Below are 15306 nucleotides of genomic sequence, written 5' to 3' on the forward strand. Positions count from 1 at the left end.
GCCGGCACGCAACAGGAGCGCTTTACTCCCGTGGCAGCAGCCCCTGCCGCATGGCCACCAGGACCGCCTGAGCGCGGTTGCTGACCTCCAGACTGCGAAAGATGGAGCCTGTGTGTGCCTTCACCGTGGCCTCGGTCATGCCCAGTTGGCGCGCAATGACCTTGTTGGAATGGCCATGCGCCAAACAGTGCAGCACCTGCGCCTGCCGTGGAGTCAGAGGCGTGGCGGGCGCTGGAGTGGGCGTGGAGGCCAGTAGCATCGGCGGCAGGTAAACCCCACCGGCCAGCACCAGACGCAGCGCCCCCAGCATGACATCCGGCCGCTCCCGCTTGGGGATGAAGCCCATGGCCCCCGCATCCAGCACACGCCGGACCATGCTCGCGTCTTCGCAGGCCGACAGGACAACCACCGGCATGGTTGGCGCCAGCGCGATCAGCCGCTCTATTCCGCCCTCGCGCTCACGCCCCGGCATGTCCAGATCCACCAAGGCAAGCGCTGCATCGGCGTGCTCCTCCAACAGGGCTGCCGCTGCGGCATAGTCCCCGGCGGCCAGCATCACCGCGTGCGGGTCCAGTTCCTGCAGCAGGTACTGCAGGCCCTCCCGGAACAGCGTGTGGTCGTCGGCAAGGATGATCTTCATCATGAAAACAGGGGCGTAAAACAGAGTTGGCGAGCCGGAAAAACTCGAGGGTTGCAAGCCTACTGCGCCGCCACCCCATACCGGTAGCCCTTGAACGACCAAACGGTACGCCCAGGCTCGATCTTCTCCAGCACCAGGCCGGGTGCCGCCTGGTCGCCTTCGTGCAGCACCTGACCGTTGACGATGGCCATGCGGTAGGCCGGATTGTTCGAATGGGTGGCGCCCGTCACCTTGAGCGCAGGCAACTGCGTGCGCAAGGCCTCGGGCAGGTCTCCCTGCGCAAACACGGGGCTGGCGGGCGGTGGTGCAACTCCGGCGTCTGGTGACGGCCGTGGCGCAGGCGCTGAGGGGGCCTGGGGGGCGGGCGCAGCTGCCGGGCTGCGCGGGCGCGCGGGCTGCTCGGCTGCGGGGGCGCGGGCCGCCGCAGGAGCCGCCACCACCACGGAGGCCACGGGCCGCTCACGTTCACGCGGGGGTGGCTGAGGTGCTGCGCTGCGTTTGTCTGCCGGGCGCTTGTCGGCGCTGCGGGGCTCAAGCGGTGCCATCGGTGCGGGTGCGGGTGCCGGGGCAGGCTCCGGCGCGGGCACGGGGGGCGGTAGCGGGGTTGGCGCTGCCACGGGGGGCGCCACGGCAGCGGGCGTTGGCACAGCCGGGGCCGCTGCCACCACCACAGCCGGGGCCTGGGGCCGCAGGGCCCACCAGGTGCCGCCGGCCGCCAGCGCAGCGGCTCCGACCACGCCCGCTGCGACAAACCACAGGTTGATCGGCCCGGCCTGACCCGGCATGGAAGAAGCGCCAGAAGTGGGCGCAGCCTGCGTGTGCAGGCCCGGCACGGCGCCCCGGCCGCGTTCGGCATCGGCACGCCGCAGGGCATCAAGGATGTAGGACATGGTTAAGGCGTGTTCCGCAGACGTGGCTCGTTCACGCCCGTGGCGCGGTTGAGCAGCATGAGGGTCAGGGGGCCGGCGCGGCCGTCGGGCGTCACGCCCTGGGCCAGCTGGAACCGGTGGATGCGCGACTGGCGCTGGGCGGGTGTCACCGGCTTGCTGCCGGGGCCCGAGCCACCGGCGGCCTTGCTCGCCAGCCGTTGGTCCAGCCAGGCCGCGCCCGCCGGTGAATCGGTGATCTCGCCCCGGTCGGGCATGCCCACCGGGGCGCGCCACAGCGTGGCAATCTCGCCGCGCCAGACTTGGGCCAGCTCGGCCACGGGCACGCGCAAGCTGCGGCCGCCGCCTTCGAGCGTGGCGTTGTCGCCATCCAGTCCACGCAGCAAGACCGAGACAGGGGCCTCGGCCTCTTCCGACGGGTACAGCGCAAGCAGGACGGGCCGGTCGATCTGGCGCACCAGGTTCAGGCCCGCACGGCGGTTGCGGTAGCAGCGCAAGCCCTCGCGCGGCAGGGTAGTACAGGCATCGGCGCCCGCAGGCAAAGCCGCCCCCCAGGCCGAGGCCAGCGCCTGCCAAGCCGGCGCATCGGTGGCAGGCTGGGCCTGCATAAATTGGTCCAGCGCAGAAGACGGTGCCGCCGATGACGCCGGTACAGCGGGCGCGGCAGCTACCGGGGCGGAGGCAGCCGCAGCGGATGCGGGCAGCACTGCCGCAGGCGCCGCAGCCGCCGGGGGTTTCGCGCCCGGGCTGGACGCCGCCCCCGGCGCCACGGCGGCACCAGGGCCTGTGGTGGCCACCTGCGGGCCGCCACGGTGCGCAGGCCACACCCCCATGCCCCAGCCCGCAGCCGCCACCGCTGCAGCACCCGCCACGGCACCCAGGCCCGCCAGAGCCCAGCGTGGCAGTCCCGCCTGCCGGGCGCTGCGCGCTGCAGCGGCCGAGGCCGGCGCATCGAAGACCTCGCGCGCAGCGCGGTTGACGATGGCCCGGTTCACCTGCCGCGCGCCAGCCGCATAGGCACCGAGCAGCGCCCGGTCGCACAGCAGGTTGATGCGCCGGGGCACGCCGTGCGAGAGCGCATGCACACGCCGCAGGGCACCCCGGTCAAACGGCAGCGGCCCGGTGAGCCCGGCCACGGCCAGGCGGTGTGCGATGTACTGCTGTGTCTCCTGCGGGCTCAGTGCGCCCAGGTGAAAACGTGCAATCACGCGCTGGGCCAATTGCTCCATCGACGGCTTGGCCACCATGGCGCGCAGCTCGGGCTGGCCGATGAGGATGATCTGCAGCAGCTTGCGCTCGCTGGTCTCCAGGTTGGTCAACAGCCGCAGCTGCTCCAGCACGTCGGCCGAGAGGTTCTGTGCCTCGTCGATGATGAGCACGGTGTTGCGCCCGGCGGCGTGCGCCGCCAGCAGCGAGGCGTTGAGCGGGTCAATGTAATCCTTGACCGTTTCCACACCACCCGGCACGGTGGGCTTGTGCGGCACCCCGAACTCGTCGCAGATGGAACGCAGCAGCTCACGCACCGTGAGCTTGGGATTGAAGATGTAGGCCACGTTGCAGTGCGACGGGATCTGCTCCAGAAAGCAGCGGCACACGGTGGTCTTGCCCGCCCCCACCTCGCCCGTGAGCAGCACGAAGCCCCCCCCTGCATCCAGTCCATAGAGCAGGTGGGCCAGCGCCTCGCGGTGCCGCTCGCTCATGAACAGGTAGCGGGGGTCGGGGGCGATGGAGAACGGCGGGTGCTGAAGGCCGAAGAACGGGGCGTACATAGCCCGTGAGGATACCGCCCCCCTGTGAAGCGTTCCGCGATACCCCGTCCGCCACCCTCGCCAATCGGCCATTCGCCGTGCGTCAGGGTTTTACCCGAGGAGTAGTTTCCCGTAAATTGTCGTCGGCAAGACAAGATGACGTCAAAGTCAGTCCTAGCATCCATCCCATACACAGATACGCAGCCACAAGGCCGCGCTCCCGGCAGTCACCGGACGGACACCTCTTACTTTCAGGAACCTGCAATGTTGACCACGTTCCCGCAATTGCTGCTCAAGCATGCCGCCGAGCGCCCCACGGCCCCGGCCCTGCGCGAAAAAGAATATGGCATCTGGCAAACCCACAGCTGGGCTGACCTGGTGCGGCTGGTGGAGCAGGTGGCCGCTGGCCTGCACCTGGCCGGGCTGCAGCGCCATGAACACATGGTGGTGATCGGCGCCAACCGCCCCCGCCTCTACGCCACCATGCTGGCCGCGCAGTCACTGGGCGCGATTCCTGTTCCGCTGTACCAGGACGCCGTGGGGGCTGAATGCGTGTTCCCGCTCAACAATGCCGAAGTGCGCTTTTGCCTGGTGGAAGATCAGGAGCAGGTGGACAAGCTGCTGGAGATCCGCGAGCAGTGCCCCCAGATTTCGAACATCTACTTTGACGACCCGCGCGGCCTGCGCAACTACGAGGAACAGGGCCTGGCGTCGCTGGACTCGCTGATCGAAGCAGGCAAGGCGCACGTCGCCAAGAACCCCCAGTGGTTCCAGAGCGAGGTCGCCAAGGCCCAGCCCGACGATGTGGCGGCGATGTTCTTCACCTCGGGCACCACGGGCAACCCCAAGGGCGTGGTGCACACCCACAGCACCCTGCTGGACCGCGCCAGCGCAGGTGCCGAGTTCGACAAGCTCACCAGCAGCGAAGAAGTGCTGGCCTACCTGCCCCCAGCCTGGATCGGCCAGAACATCTTCAGCTACGCCCAGTGGCTGGCCTGCGGCTACGTGGTCAACTGCCCCGAGTCGGCCAGCACGGTGACCATCGACCTGAAGGAAGTCGGCCCCACCTACTACTTTGCGCCGCCGCGCATTTTTGAAGGCCTGCTGACCAGCGTGATGATCCGCATGGAAGACGCAGGCACCATCAAGCGCGCCATGTTCCACGCCTGCATGAGCGTGGCCAAGCGGGTGGGCCCCGCCCTCATGGACGGCGAACCCGTGGGCACCCTGGACCGCATCAAGTACGCGCTGGGCAACCTGCTGGTGTACGGCCCGCTGCGCAACAACCTGGGCTTTAGCCGCGTGCGCGTGGCGTACACGGCAGGCGAGGCCATTGGCCCGGATCTGTTCACGTTCTACCGCTCCATCGGCATCAACCTCAAGCAGCTGTATGGCTCCACCGAGACCGCCGTGTTCGTCTGCCTGCAGCCCGACAACCAGGCGCGCGCCGACACGGTGGGCGTGCCGATTCGCGGTGTGGAGATCAAGGTGGCCGACAACGGCGAGATCCTCGTCAAGTCCGCCGGCCTGCTCAAGGAGTACTACAAGAACCCCAAGGCAACGGCCGAGGTGCTCACGGCCGATGGCTGGTACCACACCAGCGATGCGGGCTTCCTCGACGCGCATGGCCACCTGAAGATCATCGACCGCGTCAAGGACGTGGGCCGCATCAAGGGCGGCGCCAACGACGGCGCGATGTTTGCCCCCAAGTACGTAGAGAACAAACTCAAGTTCTTCCCGCACATCAAGGAAGTGGTCGCGCTGGGCGACGGCCGCGAGAAGGTGTGTGTGATGGTCAACATCGATTTCGACGCCGTGGGCAACTGGGCAGAACGCCGCAATCTGCCCTACGCGGGCTACACCGACCTGGCACAAAAGCCCGAGGTGTACGAACTGATCCGCGAGTGCATCGAAAAGGTCAACGCCGACCTCGCCACCGACACCATGCTGGCGGGCAGCCAGGTCAGCCGCTTCCTGGTGCTGCACAAGGAGCTGGACGCGGACGACGGCGAACTCACGCGCACCAACAAGGTCCGCCGGGGATTCATTGCCGAAAAGTACGCGGTGCTGGTGGATGCGCTGTACGCAGGCCGCACCGAGCAGTACATCGAGACCCAGGTCAAGTTCGAGGACGGCCGCACAGGCAGCGTGAGCGCCACCCTGAAGCTGTCGGACACAAAGACCTTCGCGCCCGTCAAGGCTGCAGCATGAAACCCGCTCTCTACCCGCCCGAGCAGCAACACCCCACCATGACCAAAAAGAAGATCGGCGACGTCATCCTGGACGTCAAGAACATCAGCCTGCGGTTTGGCGGCGTGAAGGCGCTGACCGACATCTCGTTCAACGTGAAAGAGCACGAGATCCGCGCCATCATCGGCCCCAACGGCGCGGGCAAAAGCTCCATGCTCAACTGCATCAACGGCGTGTACACCCCGCAGGACGGCTCGATCACCTTCCGGGGCAAGACGTTCTCGCACATGAACTCGCGCCAGGTGGCCGAGATGGGCGTGGCGCGCACATTCCAGAACCTGGCGCTGTTCAAGGGCATGAGCGTGATCGACAACATCATGACCGGCCGCAACCTCAAGATCAAAAGCAACCTGCTGATGCAGGCGCTGCGTATCGGCCCGGCCGAGCGCGAGGAGATCCGCCACCGCGAGTACGTCGAGCACATCATCGACTTCCTGGAAATCCAGGCGTTTCGCAAGACGCCCGTGGGCCAGCTGCCCTATGGCCTGCAAAAGCGCGTGGACCTGGGCCGCGCCCTGGCCATGGAGCCGCAGGTGCTGCTGCTGGACGAGCCCATGGCCGGCATGAACGTGGAAGAAAAGCAGGACATGTGCCGCTTCATCCTCGATGTGAACGACGAGTTCGGCACGACCATCGTGCTCATCGAGCACGACATGGGCGTGGTGATGGACATCAGCGACCGCGTGGTGGTGCTCGACTACGGCAAGAAGATCGGCGACGGCAGCCCCGACGAAGTGCGCAACAACGAAGACGTGATCAGTGCCTATCTGGGCACAAGCCACTGATCGGGAGAACAACTCATGGCATTCTTTTTGGAAACCCTCATCGGCGGCCTCATGGCCGGCATGCTGTATTCGCTGGTGGCGCTGGGCTTTGTGCTGATCTACAAGGCTTCGGGCGTGTTCAACTTCGCGCAGGGCGCGATGGTGCTGTTTGCAGCGCTGGCCATGGCCCGCTTTGCCGAATGGATCCCCAAGTGGACCGGCATCGACAACCCCATCGTGGCCAACCTGGCCGCCTTCGTGATTGCGGGCGCCATCATGTTCGTGGTGGCCTGGCTGATTGAAAAGCTGGTGCTGCGCCACCTGGTCAACCAGGAAGGTGCCACGCTGCTGATGGCCACATTGGGCATCACGTACTTTCTTGAAGGCCTGGGCCAGACGCTGTTTGGTAGCGACATCTACAAAATCGACGTGGGCATGCCCAAGGAGCCCATTTTTGCGTTCGACACGGTGTTCCAGGGCGGCATCCTGATCAACAAGGAAGACGTGATTGCTGCGGCCATTGCCGCCGCGCTGGTGGCCCTGCTGTCGGTGTTCTTTCAGAAAACCTCTACCGGCCGCGCACTGCGCGCCGTGGCCGACGACCACCAGGCGGCCCAATCCATCGGCATCCCTTTGAACCGCATCTGGGTGATCGTGTGGTGCGTGGCAGGTGTGGTGGCCCTGGTGGCCGGGATGATCTGGGGCAGCAAGCTCGGGGTGCAGTTCTCGCTCACCACGGTGGCCCTGCGTGCGCTGCCGGTGGTGATCCTGGGCGGCCTCACCTCAGTGCCCGGCGCCATCATCGGCGGCCTGATCATCGGCGTGGGCGAGAAGCTCTCCGAGGTGTACCTGGGCCCGTTCGTGGGCGGAGGCATCGAGATCTGGTTTGCGTATGTGCTGGCGCTGGTGTTCCTCCTGTTCAGACCGCAAGGTTTGTTCGGAGAAAAGATCATCGACCGCGTGTAACCCATAACAACAAGAACAGGAGACTTCCATGCTCTACCGCGAAAACGGCCAGTTCAAGACGAGCTACCGCGCTGACCAGCAGATCTTTCCGATCGCGCAGGACCGCATTGCCATCGGCATCATCCTGGCCATTGCCTTCATCGCCGTGCCCATGCTGGCCAGCGACTACATCTTCCGTGCCATCCTGATCCCCTTCGTCATCATGGCGCTGGCGGCCCTGGGGGTGAACATTCTGGTGGGCTACTGCGGACAGATCTCGCTGGGCTCGGGTGCCTTCATGGCCGTGGGCGCCTACGGGGCCTACAACTTCTTCGTGCGTTTCCCCGGCATGCCGCTGATCCCGGCACTGATCCTGGGCGGGCTGTGCGCCACGTTCTTCGGCATCCTGTTCGGGCTGCCCAGCCTGCGCGTCAAGGGGCTGTACCTGGCCGTGGCGACGCTGGCCGCGCAGTTCTTCAGCGACTGGATGTTCCTGCGCATCAAGTGGTTTACCAACAACTCCGACTCGGGCTCGGTGTCGGTCACCAACCTGCAGGTGCTGGGCATGCCGATCGAAAGCGCCACCAGCAAGTACATCTTCTGCCTAGCCATCCTGGTGGTGGTGGCCCTGCTGGCCAAGAACCTGGTGCGCGGCGCCATCGGGCGTGAGTGGATGGCCATCCGTGACATGGACGTGGCTGCGGCCGTGATCGGCATCCGCCCCATGTACGCCAAGCTCAGCGCGTTTGCGGTCAGCTCGTTCATCGTGGGCATGGCCGGCGCGCTGTGGGCCTTTGTGCACCTGGGCGCGTGGGAGCCTGCGGCCTTCTCGGTGGAAATTTCGTTCCGCCTGCTGTTCATGGTGATCATCGGCGGTCTCGGCTCGATCATGGGTGGCTTCTTTGGTGCGGCCTTCATCGTGGTGCTGCCCATCGTGCTCAACCAGTTCCTGCCGGCCTTCATGGGGATCTTTGGCATCGAGGTGTCCACCGCCGGTGTCTCGCATGCCGAGCTGATGATCTTCGGCGCTCTGATCGTGTGGTTCCTCATCGTGGAGCCCCATGGCCTGGCCAAGCTGTGGTCCACCGCCAAACAAAAACTCCGCCTCTGGCCCTTCCCCCATTGATCCCCTGCCAGTTTTCCCAGTGCTTCAACACATTCATCCAAAGGAGACATCCATGAAGCTTTCGAAACTCGTGATCGCCGCTGCGGTGGTTGCTGCCGGTGCCTCGTCCGTTGCGACGAGCGCCCTCGCACAAGCCAAGGAGCAGTTCTTCCCGCTGCTGTCTTACCGCACAGGCCCCTACGCACCCAACGGTGTGCCATGGGCCAACGGCAAGCAGGACTACATCAAGATGATCAACGCCCGCGACGGCGGCATCAACGGTGTGAAGCTGACTTTTGAAGAATGTGAAACGGGCTACGCCACCGACCGTGGCGTCGAATGCTACGAGCGCCTCAAGAGCCGCCCCGGCGTGTCGCTGTTCGACCCCCAGGCCACCGGCATCACGTTTGCACTGACCGAAAAAGCCCCTGTGGACAAGATTCCGCTGATGACGCTGGGCTACGGCCTGTCGGTGGCGCAGGACGGCCAGGCGTTCAAGTGGAACTTCCCGTTCATGGGCAGCTACTGGACCGGCGCCGACATCCTGATCCAGCACATTGGCAAGGCCAACGGCGGTCTGGACAAGCTCAAGGGCAAGAAGATTGCGCTGGTGTACCACGACAGCCCGTTTGGCAAGGAACCCATCCCGCTGCTGCAAGAACGCGCCAAGATGCACGGCTTTGAGCTGCAGATGCTGCCCGTGACCGCGCCCGGCGTGGAGCAGAAGGCCACCTGGCTGCAAGTGCGCCAGAGCCGCCCCGACTACGTGCTGCTGTGGGGCTGGGGCGTGATGAACTCCACCGCCCTCAAGGAAGCCCAGGCCACCGGCTACCCCCGCGACAAGATGTACGGCGTGTGGTGGGCTGGTGCCGAGCCCGATGTGCGTGACGTGGGCGAAGGTGCCAAGGGCTACAACGCGCTGGCACTGAATACCTCGGGCCAGCAGCCCAAGGTGATCCAGGACATTCTGAAGAACGTGCATGACAAGGGCCAGGGCACGGGTCCCAAGGACGAAGTGGGCTCGGTGCTGTACACGCGCGGCGTGATCATCCAGATGCTGGCCGTCGAATCGGTGCGCCGCGCACAGGAGCGTTTTGGCAAGGGCAAGGTCATGACCGGCGAACAAGTGCGCTGGGGCATGGAAAACCTGGCCCTGGACCAGAAGAAGCTCGATGCGCTGGGCTTTGGCGGCGTGATGCGTCCGCTGTCCACCAGCTGCGCTGACCACATGGGATCCACCTGGGCGCGCGTCCACACCTGGGATGGCAGCAAGTGGAACTTCTCGTCCGACTGGTACCAGGCCGATGAGCAGATCTTGAAGCCCATGGTCAAGGCCGGTGCGGACAAGTACCTGGCCGACAAGAAGATGACGCGCCGCGACGCTGCGGACTGCCAGAGCTAAGCAGATCCCCCTGGGCGGCTTTGCCGCTTCCCCCTTCTCTCTTAGCGCTTCGCGCTGCGGGAAGGGGGACGCCACCAGCACGGCGGGGCGGCCCTTGCGCGGTGGCACTGGTATTTCAGGCTGCGACCGTTTCAAGGGCCAGTGACGTAACGGCTGCTTTCTGGCAGCCGCCAATCCAAAGGGTTGTGCAACAGCTCTTTGGATTGGTACAGGAAGGCAACACCATGGACTCCAACAGCAATATCGTTCTCAACGTCAACGGCATCGAGGTCATCTACAACCACGTGATCCTGGTGCTCAAGGGCGTGTCACTGCAGGTGCCGCAGGGCTCCATCGTGGCCATCCTGGGGGGGAACGGGGCGGGCAAGACGACCACGCTGCGCGCCATCTCCAACCTGCTGCAGGGCGAGCGGGGCGAGGTCACCAAGGGTTCCATCGAGCTGCGCGGCGAGCGCATCGAAAACCTCTCGCCCGCGGACCTGGTGCAGCGTGGCGTGGTGCAGGTGATGGAGGGGCGCCACTGTTTTGCCCACCTGACGATTGAAGAGAACCTGATGACGGGCAGCTACACCCGTACCAGCAAGGCCGAGATCGCAGCCAACCTGGAGAAGGTCTACAACTACTTTCCGCGCCTCAAGACGCGCCGCACCTCGCAGGCCGCCTACACCTCGGGTGGCGAGCAGCAGATGTGCGCCATCGGCCGCGCGCTCATGGCCAACCCCAGCATGGTGCTGCTGGACGAGCCCTCGATGGGCCTGGCGCCGCAGATCGTGGAGGAGGTGTTCAACATCGTGAAGGACCTGAACACCAAAGAAAAGGTCACCTTCCTGCTGGCCGAGCAGAACACCAACATGGCGCTCAAGTATTCCGACTACGGCTACATCATGGAAAGCGGCCGCGTGGTGATGGACGGCGCAGCGAGCGACCTGGCCAACAACGAGGACGTCAAGGAGTTCTACCTGGGCGTGGGCGGCGGCGAGCGCAAGAGTTTCAAGGATGTCAAAAGCTACAAGCGGCGCAAGCGCTGGCTTGCTTAGGGAGCCCCCTGAGGCGCTGACGCGCCATCCCCCTCAGGGGGACGCACCCGGTGGCCTGGCAAAGCCAGTTCCACGGGTGCGCTGGTGGGGCATCGCGGGCGGCCAGCGCAGTGCTCATTTTCGGACCTCGGACAAATTCACTCTCAATTTCATAGCTGCTTGCGCTTTATGGATGAGCGCCAGAGGCCAATTTCACTTCAAACCACCTCACAAGGAACCCCAGGCATGAGCACGTTTTATGACGCCCTGGAAACGCGCAGCCCCGCCGAGCGCGAAGCGGCGCTGATGGCTGCGCTGCCGCAGCAGATCGCCCATGCCCAGAAGACATCGCCCGCATTTGCCGGCATCCTGGCTGGCGTGGATGCAACCACCATCACCGGCCGCGCGGCCCTGGCAAAGCTGCCCGTCACGCGCAAGTACGAGTTGCTGGAGCGCCAGCAGGCAGGCCGCGCCACCAACGTGTTTGGTGGCTTCAGCGCGCTGGGTTTTGGCGCGGCCATGCCGCGTGTGTTTGCCAGCCCCGGCACCATCTACGAACCCGAAGGCACGCGGCGCGACTACTGGCGCATGGCGCGCGCCATCCACTCCGCAGGCTTTCGGCCCGGTGAGCTGATCCACAACAGCTTCAGCTACCACTTCGTGCCCGCGGGCTCGATGATGGAAACCGGCGCACACGCTCTGGGCTGCACGGTGTTTGCAGGCGGCACGGGGCAGACCGAGCAGCAGGTGCAGGCCATGGCCGAACTGCAACCTGCGGGCTACATCGGCACGCCCAGCTTTCTCAAGATCATTGTCGAAAAAGCCGCCGAGATGGGTGTAACGCTGCCCACGGTGACCAAGGCGCTGGTGTCGGGCGAGGCCTTTCCGCCCTCACTGCGCGAGTGGTTTGCCGAGCGCGGCATCGCGGGCTACCAGTGCTACGCCACGGCCGACCTGGGGCTGATTGCCTACGAGACCTCGGCCCGCGAAGGCCTGGTGCTCGATGAAGGTGTGATCGTCGAGATCGTGCGTCCCGGCACGGGCGACCCGGTGCCCGAGGGCGAGGTGGGCGAGCTGGTGGTGACCACGCTCAACCCCGACTACCCGCTGATCCGCTTTGGCACGGGTGATCTGTCGGCCGTGCTGCCAGGGCAGTGCCCCACGGGCCGCACCAACACCCGCATCAAGGGCTGGATGGGCCGGGCCGACCAGACCACCAAGGTCCGCGGCATGTTCGTGCACCCCGGCCAGGTGGCCACGATTGCACAGCGTTTTCCGCAGGTGCTGCGCGCACGCCTGGTGGTCAGCGGCGAGATGGCCAACGACCAGATGGTGCTGCAGGTGGAAACCGTGGAGACCGCCGAGGGCCTGGCACACCAGCTCTCGGACGCGATCCGCGAAGTGACCAAGCTGCGGGGCGACGTGCAGATGGTGGCCCCTGGCACGCTGCCCAACGATGGCAAGGTGATTGAGGACGCGCGGAGCTATAAGTAGCCTCCGCCATGGCGCCCTGCGGCGCCTAGCCGCAGCTGCCAGGGGCTGCAGCTCCTCTATCCCCAACGGAAACGCCGCCCGTGGCCTGGCAAAGCGTTCCACGGTGGCGCTGGCATCGGATCGTGCCTGTCTCGGTGATGAGGGGCATGGGCGTGCTGTCAATGCGCAGACGCGTGCCCTTCCCGCTCCGCCCAAAGGTTTGCGTCAGCGCAAAAAGTGCCCGCTTTGCGCGGTGGCATGCCGCAGTGTTTACCCTAGCATTGCTCCTTATTTTGTAGCATTCAGCGCTTTATAGACAAGCGCTACAGACGTCTTTTTGTTAAAGACCATGCCCCCTGTGTGCTACGTAATATCCGCAATGTTCCCGCAAACCCCCCTCGCTATCATGGCCCGTCATTCACAGGAGAGACCCATGAAAACAACGCTGAAACTTGCATTGATCGCTGCGGCCGCAGCCACCGCTTTTGGCGCCAGTGCCCAAGACTATCCCGCCAAGGACAAGACCATCACCATCGTGGTTCCCTTTGCTGCGGGCGGCCCTACCGACCGCGTGGCGCGCGACCTGGCCGAAGCACTGCGCAAGCCCCTGGGTGCTACTGTGGTGGTGGACAACACGGCCGGCGCCGGCAGCTCCATCGGTGCAGCCCGCGTAGCCCGCGCCGCACCGGACGGCTACACGCTGCTGCTCAACCACATTGGCATGTCCACCATGCCCGCGCTGTACCGCAAGCTGTCGTTCAGCGTGCCCAACGACTTTGAATACCTGGGCATGGTCAACGATGTGCCTATGACGCTGATCGCTCGGCCCACCATGCCTGCGAACAACTTCAAGGAACTCACCGCCTGGATCCAGCAGAACAAGGGCAAGATCAACCTGGGCAATGCCGGCCTGGGCGCAGCGTCGCACCTGTGTGGCCTGATGTTCCAGAGCGCCATGCAGGTGGACATGACCCCCGTGCCGTACAAGGGCACGGCCCCCGCCATCACCGACCTGATTGGCGGCCAGATCGACCTGCTGTGCGACCAGACCACGAACACCACGCCACAGATCGAAGGCAAGAAGGTCAAGGCCTACGCCGTGACCACGCCCAAGCGCCTGACCACCCCGGCTCTGAAGGACCTGCCCACCCTGGCGGAGTCGGGCCTGAAGGACTTCAACGTCAGCATCTGGCACGGCCTGTACGCGCCCAAGGGCACGCCAGCTCCCGTCGTGACCAAGATCAACGAAGCCCTCAAGCTTGCACTGAAGGACCCCGAGTTCATCAAGAAACAAGAAGGCCTGGGCGCGGTGGTCGTCACCGACAAGCGCATGGAACCCGCCGAGCACAAGAAGTTTGTACAGGCCGAAATCGACAAGTGGGGCGCTGTGATCAAGGCTGCAGGCACCTACGCAGACTGATCAATTTTTCCCTTCCAGCCATTGATGGAATAGCCGCCTCGGCCTTGGCCGAGGCGGCTTTTTTGTGCCTGCCATTGAGCTCGGCACCACCACCTTGGGGTAATCCATCTGCACGGATCGCGCCGTGCCGCGTAAAAAGCTTTGCATGCATACGAAACACCTGCGAAAGGACGCCCCCGCCATGACAACACGCCCCCATCCACGCCGCCGCACCGTTGCGGCACTGGCCTGCGCCGCCCTGGGTTGCGCTGCCCTGCTGCCCCTTGCGCACGGCCAACAACAAGCCAGCACCTGGCCCACCAAGCCCGTGCGCATCGTGGTGCCCTTTGCCCCCGGTGGCACCACCGACATCCTGGCGCGCGCCATGGCGCCCGAACTCTCGCGCGCGTTTGGCCAGCAGTTCATTGTGGACAACCGCGCCGGTGCTGGCGGCAATGTAGGCGCCGACATCGTCGCCAAGTCGCCGGGGGACGGCTACACGCTGCTGATGGGCACCGTGGGCACGCACGGCATCAACCGCGCGCTGTACGCGAAGCTGCCCTACGACCCCATCAAGGACTTTGTCCCCGTCACGCTGGTGGCTGCGGTGCCCAATGTGATGGTGATGAATGCCGACAAGGCCAAGGCCCAGGGCATCGCCAACGTGCAGGATTTCATCCGCGTCGCCAAGGCCAACCCCGGCAAGATGAACATGGCCTCCAGCGGCAACGGCACATCGATCCATCTGGCAGGCGAGCTGTTCAAGAGCATGACGGGCACCTTCATGCTGCACTTGCCTTATCGGGGTTCCGGCCCCGCGCTCATGGACATGGTGGCGGGCAACGCCGACGTGATGTTTGACAACCTGCCTTCGTCGATGGCGCAGATCAAAGCGGGCAAGCTCACGGCCCTGGCCGTGACCAGTTCAGAACGCTCCAGCGCCCTGCCCGACGTTCCCACAGTGGAGCAGGCCGGAGGCCCGGCCCTCAAGGGCTACGAGGCCAGCTCCTGGTTCGGCCTGCTGGCACCAGCCGGTACACCGACCGAGGTCGTGAACCGCATCCAGCAGGAAGTGGCCAAGTCACTGGCCACCCCGGCGATGAAAGAACGGCTGGTGGCGCAAGGCGCTATTCCGGGTGGCAACACACCCGCCGAGTTTGCCAAACACATCGACAACGAACACAAGAAGTGGGCGCAGGTGGTGAAGGCGTCGGGGGCGAAAGTGGACTGACCTGTTGCCGTGGTGACGGGCCTGCGGGTCAGCCCGTGATGGCTGCCTGCGCGTGCTGCAGGCGCTTTTCACCCGTGGCAAACGAGGCGCGCTGGATGCGCCCGTTCGAGACTTCATACACGCACAGCATCTCCAGCGTCCCCAGGCCCTCGGGAAAATTGCGCGTGATCAATTCGCAGTCCACCACCACATTCGCCACCACCGTGCGCGACAGCAGCCGTGCATGCAGGTCGGGCTCGGCAAAGCGCGCCAGAAAGCGCGGGCGCATCTCGGCATGCCCTTGCGCAAGCCGTTCTCCGTGGAGGACAAACTGCTGCGCGTCTTCGGCGTAGGTCGCCAACAGGGCGTCGATGTTCTTGGCGTTGTAGGCGTCCAGCTGAGCCTGGACGACGGCCAGCGGAGAAAGGTCGCGGGTCATTGGAGGGTTGCACGAGAAAGAAGAAGCC

Annotated in this window: 13 protein-coding genes; 9 read left to right on the forward strand and 4 right to left on the reverse strand. The window is 65.2% G+C overall.

Annotation, left to right across the window (positions count from 1 at the left end; all coding sequences use genetic code 11):
* Positions 1-22 precede the first annotated feature (22 nt).
* The 3 genes from LPA35_RS14950 to LPA35_RS14960 are packed head-to-tail and all read right to left on the reverse strand — an operon-like array spanning position 23 to position 3296.
* Positions 23-643, reverse strand: coding sequence for a LuxR C-terminal-related transcriptional regulator (locus LPA35_RS14950; protein ID WP_228897519.1), 621 nt, complete (start codon positions 641-643; stop codon positions 23-25).
* 56 nt (positions 644-699) lie between these two features.
* Positions 700-1530, reverse strand: a complete 831-nt coding sequence (locus LPA35_RS14955; protein WP_228897520.1) for a general secretion pathway protein GspB — start codon at positions 1528-1530, stop codon at positions 700-702.
* Positions 1531-1532: 2 nt separating this feature from the next.
* Entirely contained in the window at positions 1533-3296 is a 1764-nt protein-coding gene (locus tag LPA35_RS14960; RefSeq protein ID WP_228897521.1) for an ExeA family protein, read from the reverse strand.
* A gap of 243 nt (positions 3297-3539) precedes the next feature.
* Between LPA35_RS14960 and LPA35_RS14965 the strand changes: the two genes are divergently transcribed.
* The 9 genes from LPA35_RS14965 to LPA35_RS15005 all read left to right on the forward strand — a co-directional run bounded on the left by LPA35_RS14965 (position 3540) and on the right by LPA35_RS15005 (position 14860).
* Positions 3540-5486 carry a long-chain fatty acid--CoA ligase gene (locus tag LPA35_RS14965; RefSeq protein WP_121507718.1) on the forward strand — a complete coding sequence of 649 codons (1947 nt, stop codon included), beginning with the start codon at positions 3540-3542 and terminating at the stop codon, positions 5484-5486.
* Between the two features lie 38 nt (positions 5487-5524).
* Positions 5525-6310, forward strand: coding sequence for an ABC transporter ATP-binding protein (locus tag LPA35_RS14970; RefSeq protein WP_055400027.1), 786 nt, complete (start codon positions 5525-5527; stop codon positions 6308-6310).
* 15 nt (positions 6311-6325) lie between these two features.
* On the forward strand, positions 6326-7255 hold the full coding sequence (locus LPA35_RS14975) for a branched-chain amino acid ABC transporter permease (RefSeq protein ID WP_055400015.1): 930 nt from the start codon (positions 6326-6328) through the stop codon (positions 7253-7255).
* Positions 7256-7283: 28 nt separating this feature from the next.
* Positions 7284-8360, forward strand: a complete 1077-nt coding sequence (locus LPA35_RS14980) for a branched-chain amino acid ABC transporter permease (RefSeq protein ID WP_055400013.1) — start codon at positions 7284-7286, stop codon at positions 8358-8360.
* 52 nt (positions 8361-8412) lie between these two features.
* Positions 8413-9741 carry an ABC transporter substrate-binding protein gene (locus LPA35_RS14985; protein WP_055400011.1) on the forward strand — a complete coding sequence of 443 codons (1329 nt, stop codon included), beginning with the start codon at positions 8413-8415 and terminating at the stop codon, positions 9739-9741.
* Positions 9742-9965: 224 nt separating this feature from the next.
* Positions 9966-10778 (forward strand): ABC transporter ATP-binding protein, encoded by an 813-nt coding sequence (locus LPA35_RS14990; protein WP_055400025.1) that lies wholly within the window; start codon positions 9966-9968, stop codon positions 10776-10778.
* Between the two features lie 225 nt (positions 10779-11003).
* Positions 11004-12251, forward strand: coding sequence for a phenylacetate--CoA ligase family protein (locus tag LPA35_RS14995; protein ID WP_228897522.1), 1248 nt, complete (start codon positions 11004-11006; stop codon positions 12249-12251).
* Positions 12252-12663: 412 nt separating this feature from the next.
* Entirely contained in the window at positions 12664-13650 is a 987-nt protein-coding gene (locus LPA35_RS15000; protein ID WP_121422117.1) for a tripartite tricarboxylate transporter substrate-binding protein, read from the forward strand.
* 181 nt (positions 13651-13831) lie between these two features.
* Entirely contained in the window at positions 13832-14860 is a 1029-nt protein-coding gene (locus LPA35_RS15005) for a tripartite tricarboxylate transporter substrate binding protein (RefSeq protein WP_176888129.1), read from the forward strand.
* Between the two features lie 28 nt (positions 14861-14888).
* Here the strand turns inward: LPA35_RS15005 and LPA35_RS15010 are convergent, their stop codons facing one another.
* Positions 14889-15278, reverse strand: coding sequence for a nuclear transport factor 2 family protein (locus LPA35_RS15010; RefSeq protein WP_218298979.1), 390 nt, complete (start codon positions 15276-15278; stop codon positions 14889-14891).
* Positions 15279-15306: the final 28 nt, after the last annotated feature.

It is taken from the genome of Acidovorax sp. Leaf73 (assembly GCF_916855635.1).
Taxonomy (GTDB): domain Bacteria; phylum Pseudomonadota; class Gammaproteobacteria; order Burkholderiales; family Burkholderiaceae_C; genus Acidovorax; species Acidovorax facilis.

Coding starts and splice junctions, on each gene's coding strand:
- LPA35_RS14950 (WP_228897519.1), bottom strand. CDS start 643: ATGATGAAGATCATCCTTGCCGACGACCACACGCTGTTCCGGGAGGGC.
- LPA35_RS14955 (WP_228897520.1), bottom strand. CDS start 1,530: ATGTCCTACATCCTTGATGCCCTGCGGCGTGCCGATGCCGAACGCGGC.
- LPA35_RS14960 (WP_228897521.1), bottom strand. CDS start 3,296: ATGTACGCCCCGTTCTTCGGCCTTCAGCACCCGCCGTTCTCCATCGCC.
- LPA35_RS14965 (WP_121507718.1), top strand. CDS start 3,540: ATGTTGACCACGTTCCCGCAATTGCTGCTCAAGCATGCCGCCGAGCGC.
- LPA35_RS14970 (WP_055400027.1), top strand. CDS start 5,525: ATGACCAAAAAGAAGATCGGCGACGTCATCCTGGACGTCAAGAACATC.
- LPA35_RS14975 (WP_055400015.1), top strand. CDS start 6,326: ATGGCATTCTTTTTGGAAACCCTCATCGGCGGCCTCATGGCCGGCATG.
- LPA35_RS14980 (WP_055400013.1), top strand. CDS start 7,284: ATGCTCTACCGCGAAAACGGCCAGTTCAAGACGAGCTACCGCGCTGAC.
- LPA35_RS14985 (WP_055400011.1), top strand. CDS start 8,413: ATGAAGCTTTCGAAACTCGTGATCGCCGCTGCGGTGGTTGCTGCCGGT.
- LPA35_RS14990 (WP_055400025.1), top strand. CDS start 9,966: ATGGACTCCAACAGCAATATCGTTCTCAACGTCAACGGCATCGAGGTC.
- LPA35_RS14995 (WP_228897522.1), top strand. CDS start 11,004: ATGAGCACGTTTTATGACGCCCTGGAAACGCGCAGCCCCGCCGAGCGC.
- LPA35_RS15000 (WP_121422117.1), top strand. CDS start 12,664: ATGAAAACAACGCTGAAACTTGCATTGATCGCTGCGGCCGCAGCCACC.
- LPA35_RS15005 (WP_176888129.1), top strand. CDS start 13,832: ATGACAACACGCCCCCATCCACGCCGCCGCACCGTTGCGGCACTGGCC.
- LPA35_RS15010 (WP_218298979.1), bottom strand. CDS start 15,278: ATGACCCGCGACCTTTCTCCGCTGGCCGTCGTCCAGGCTCAGCTGGAC.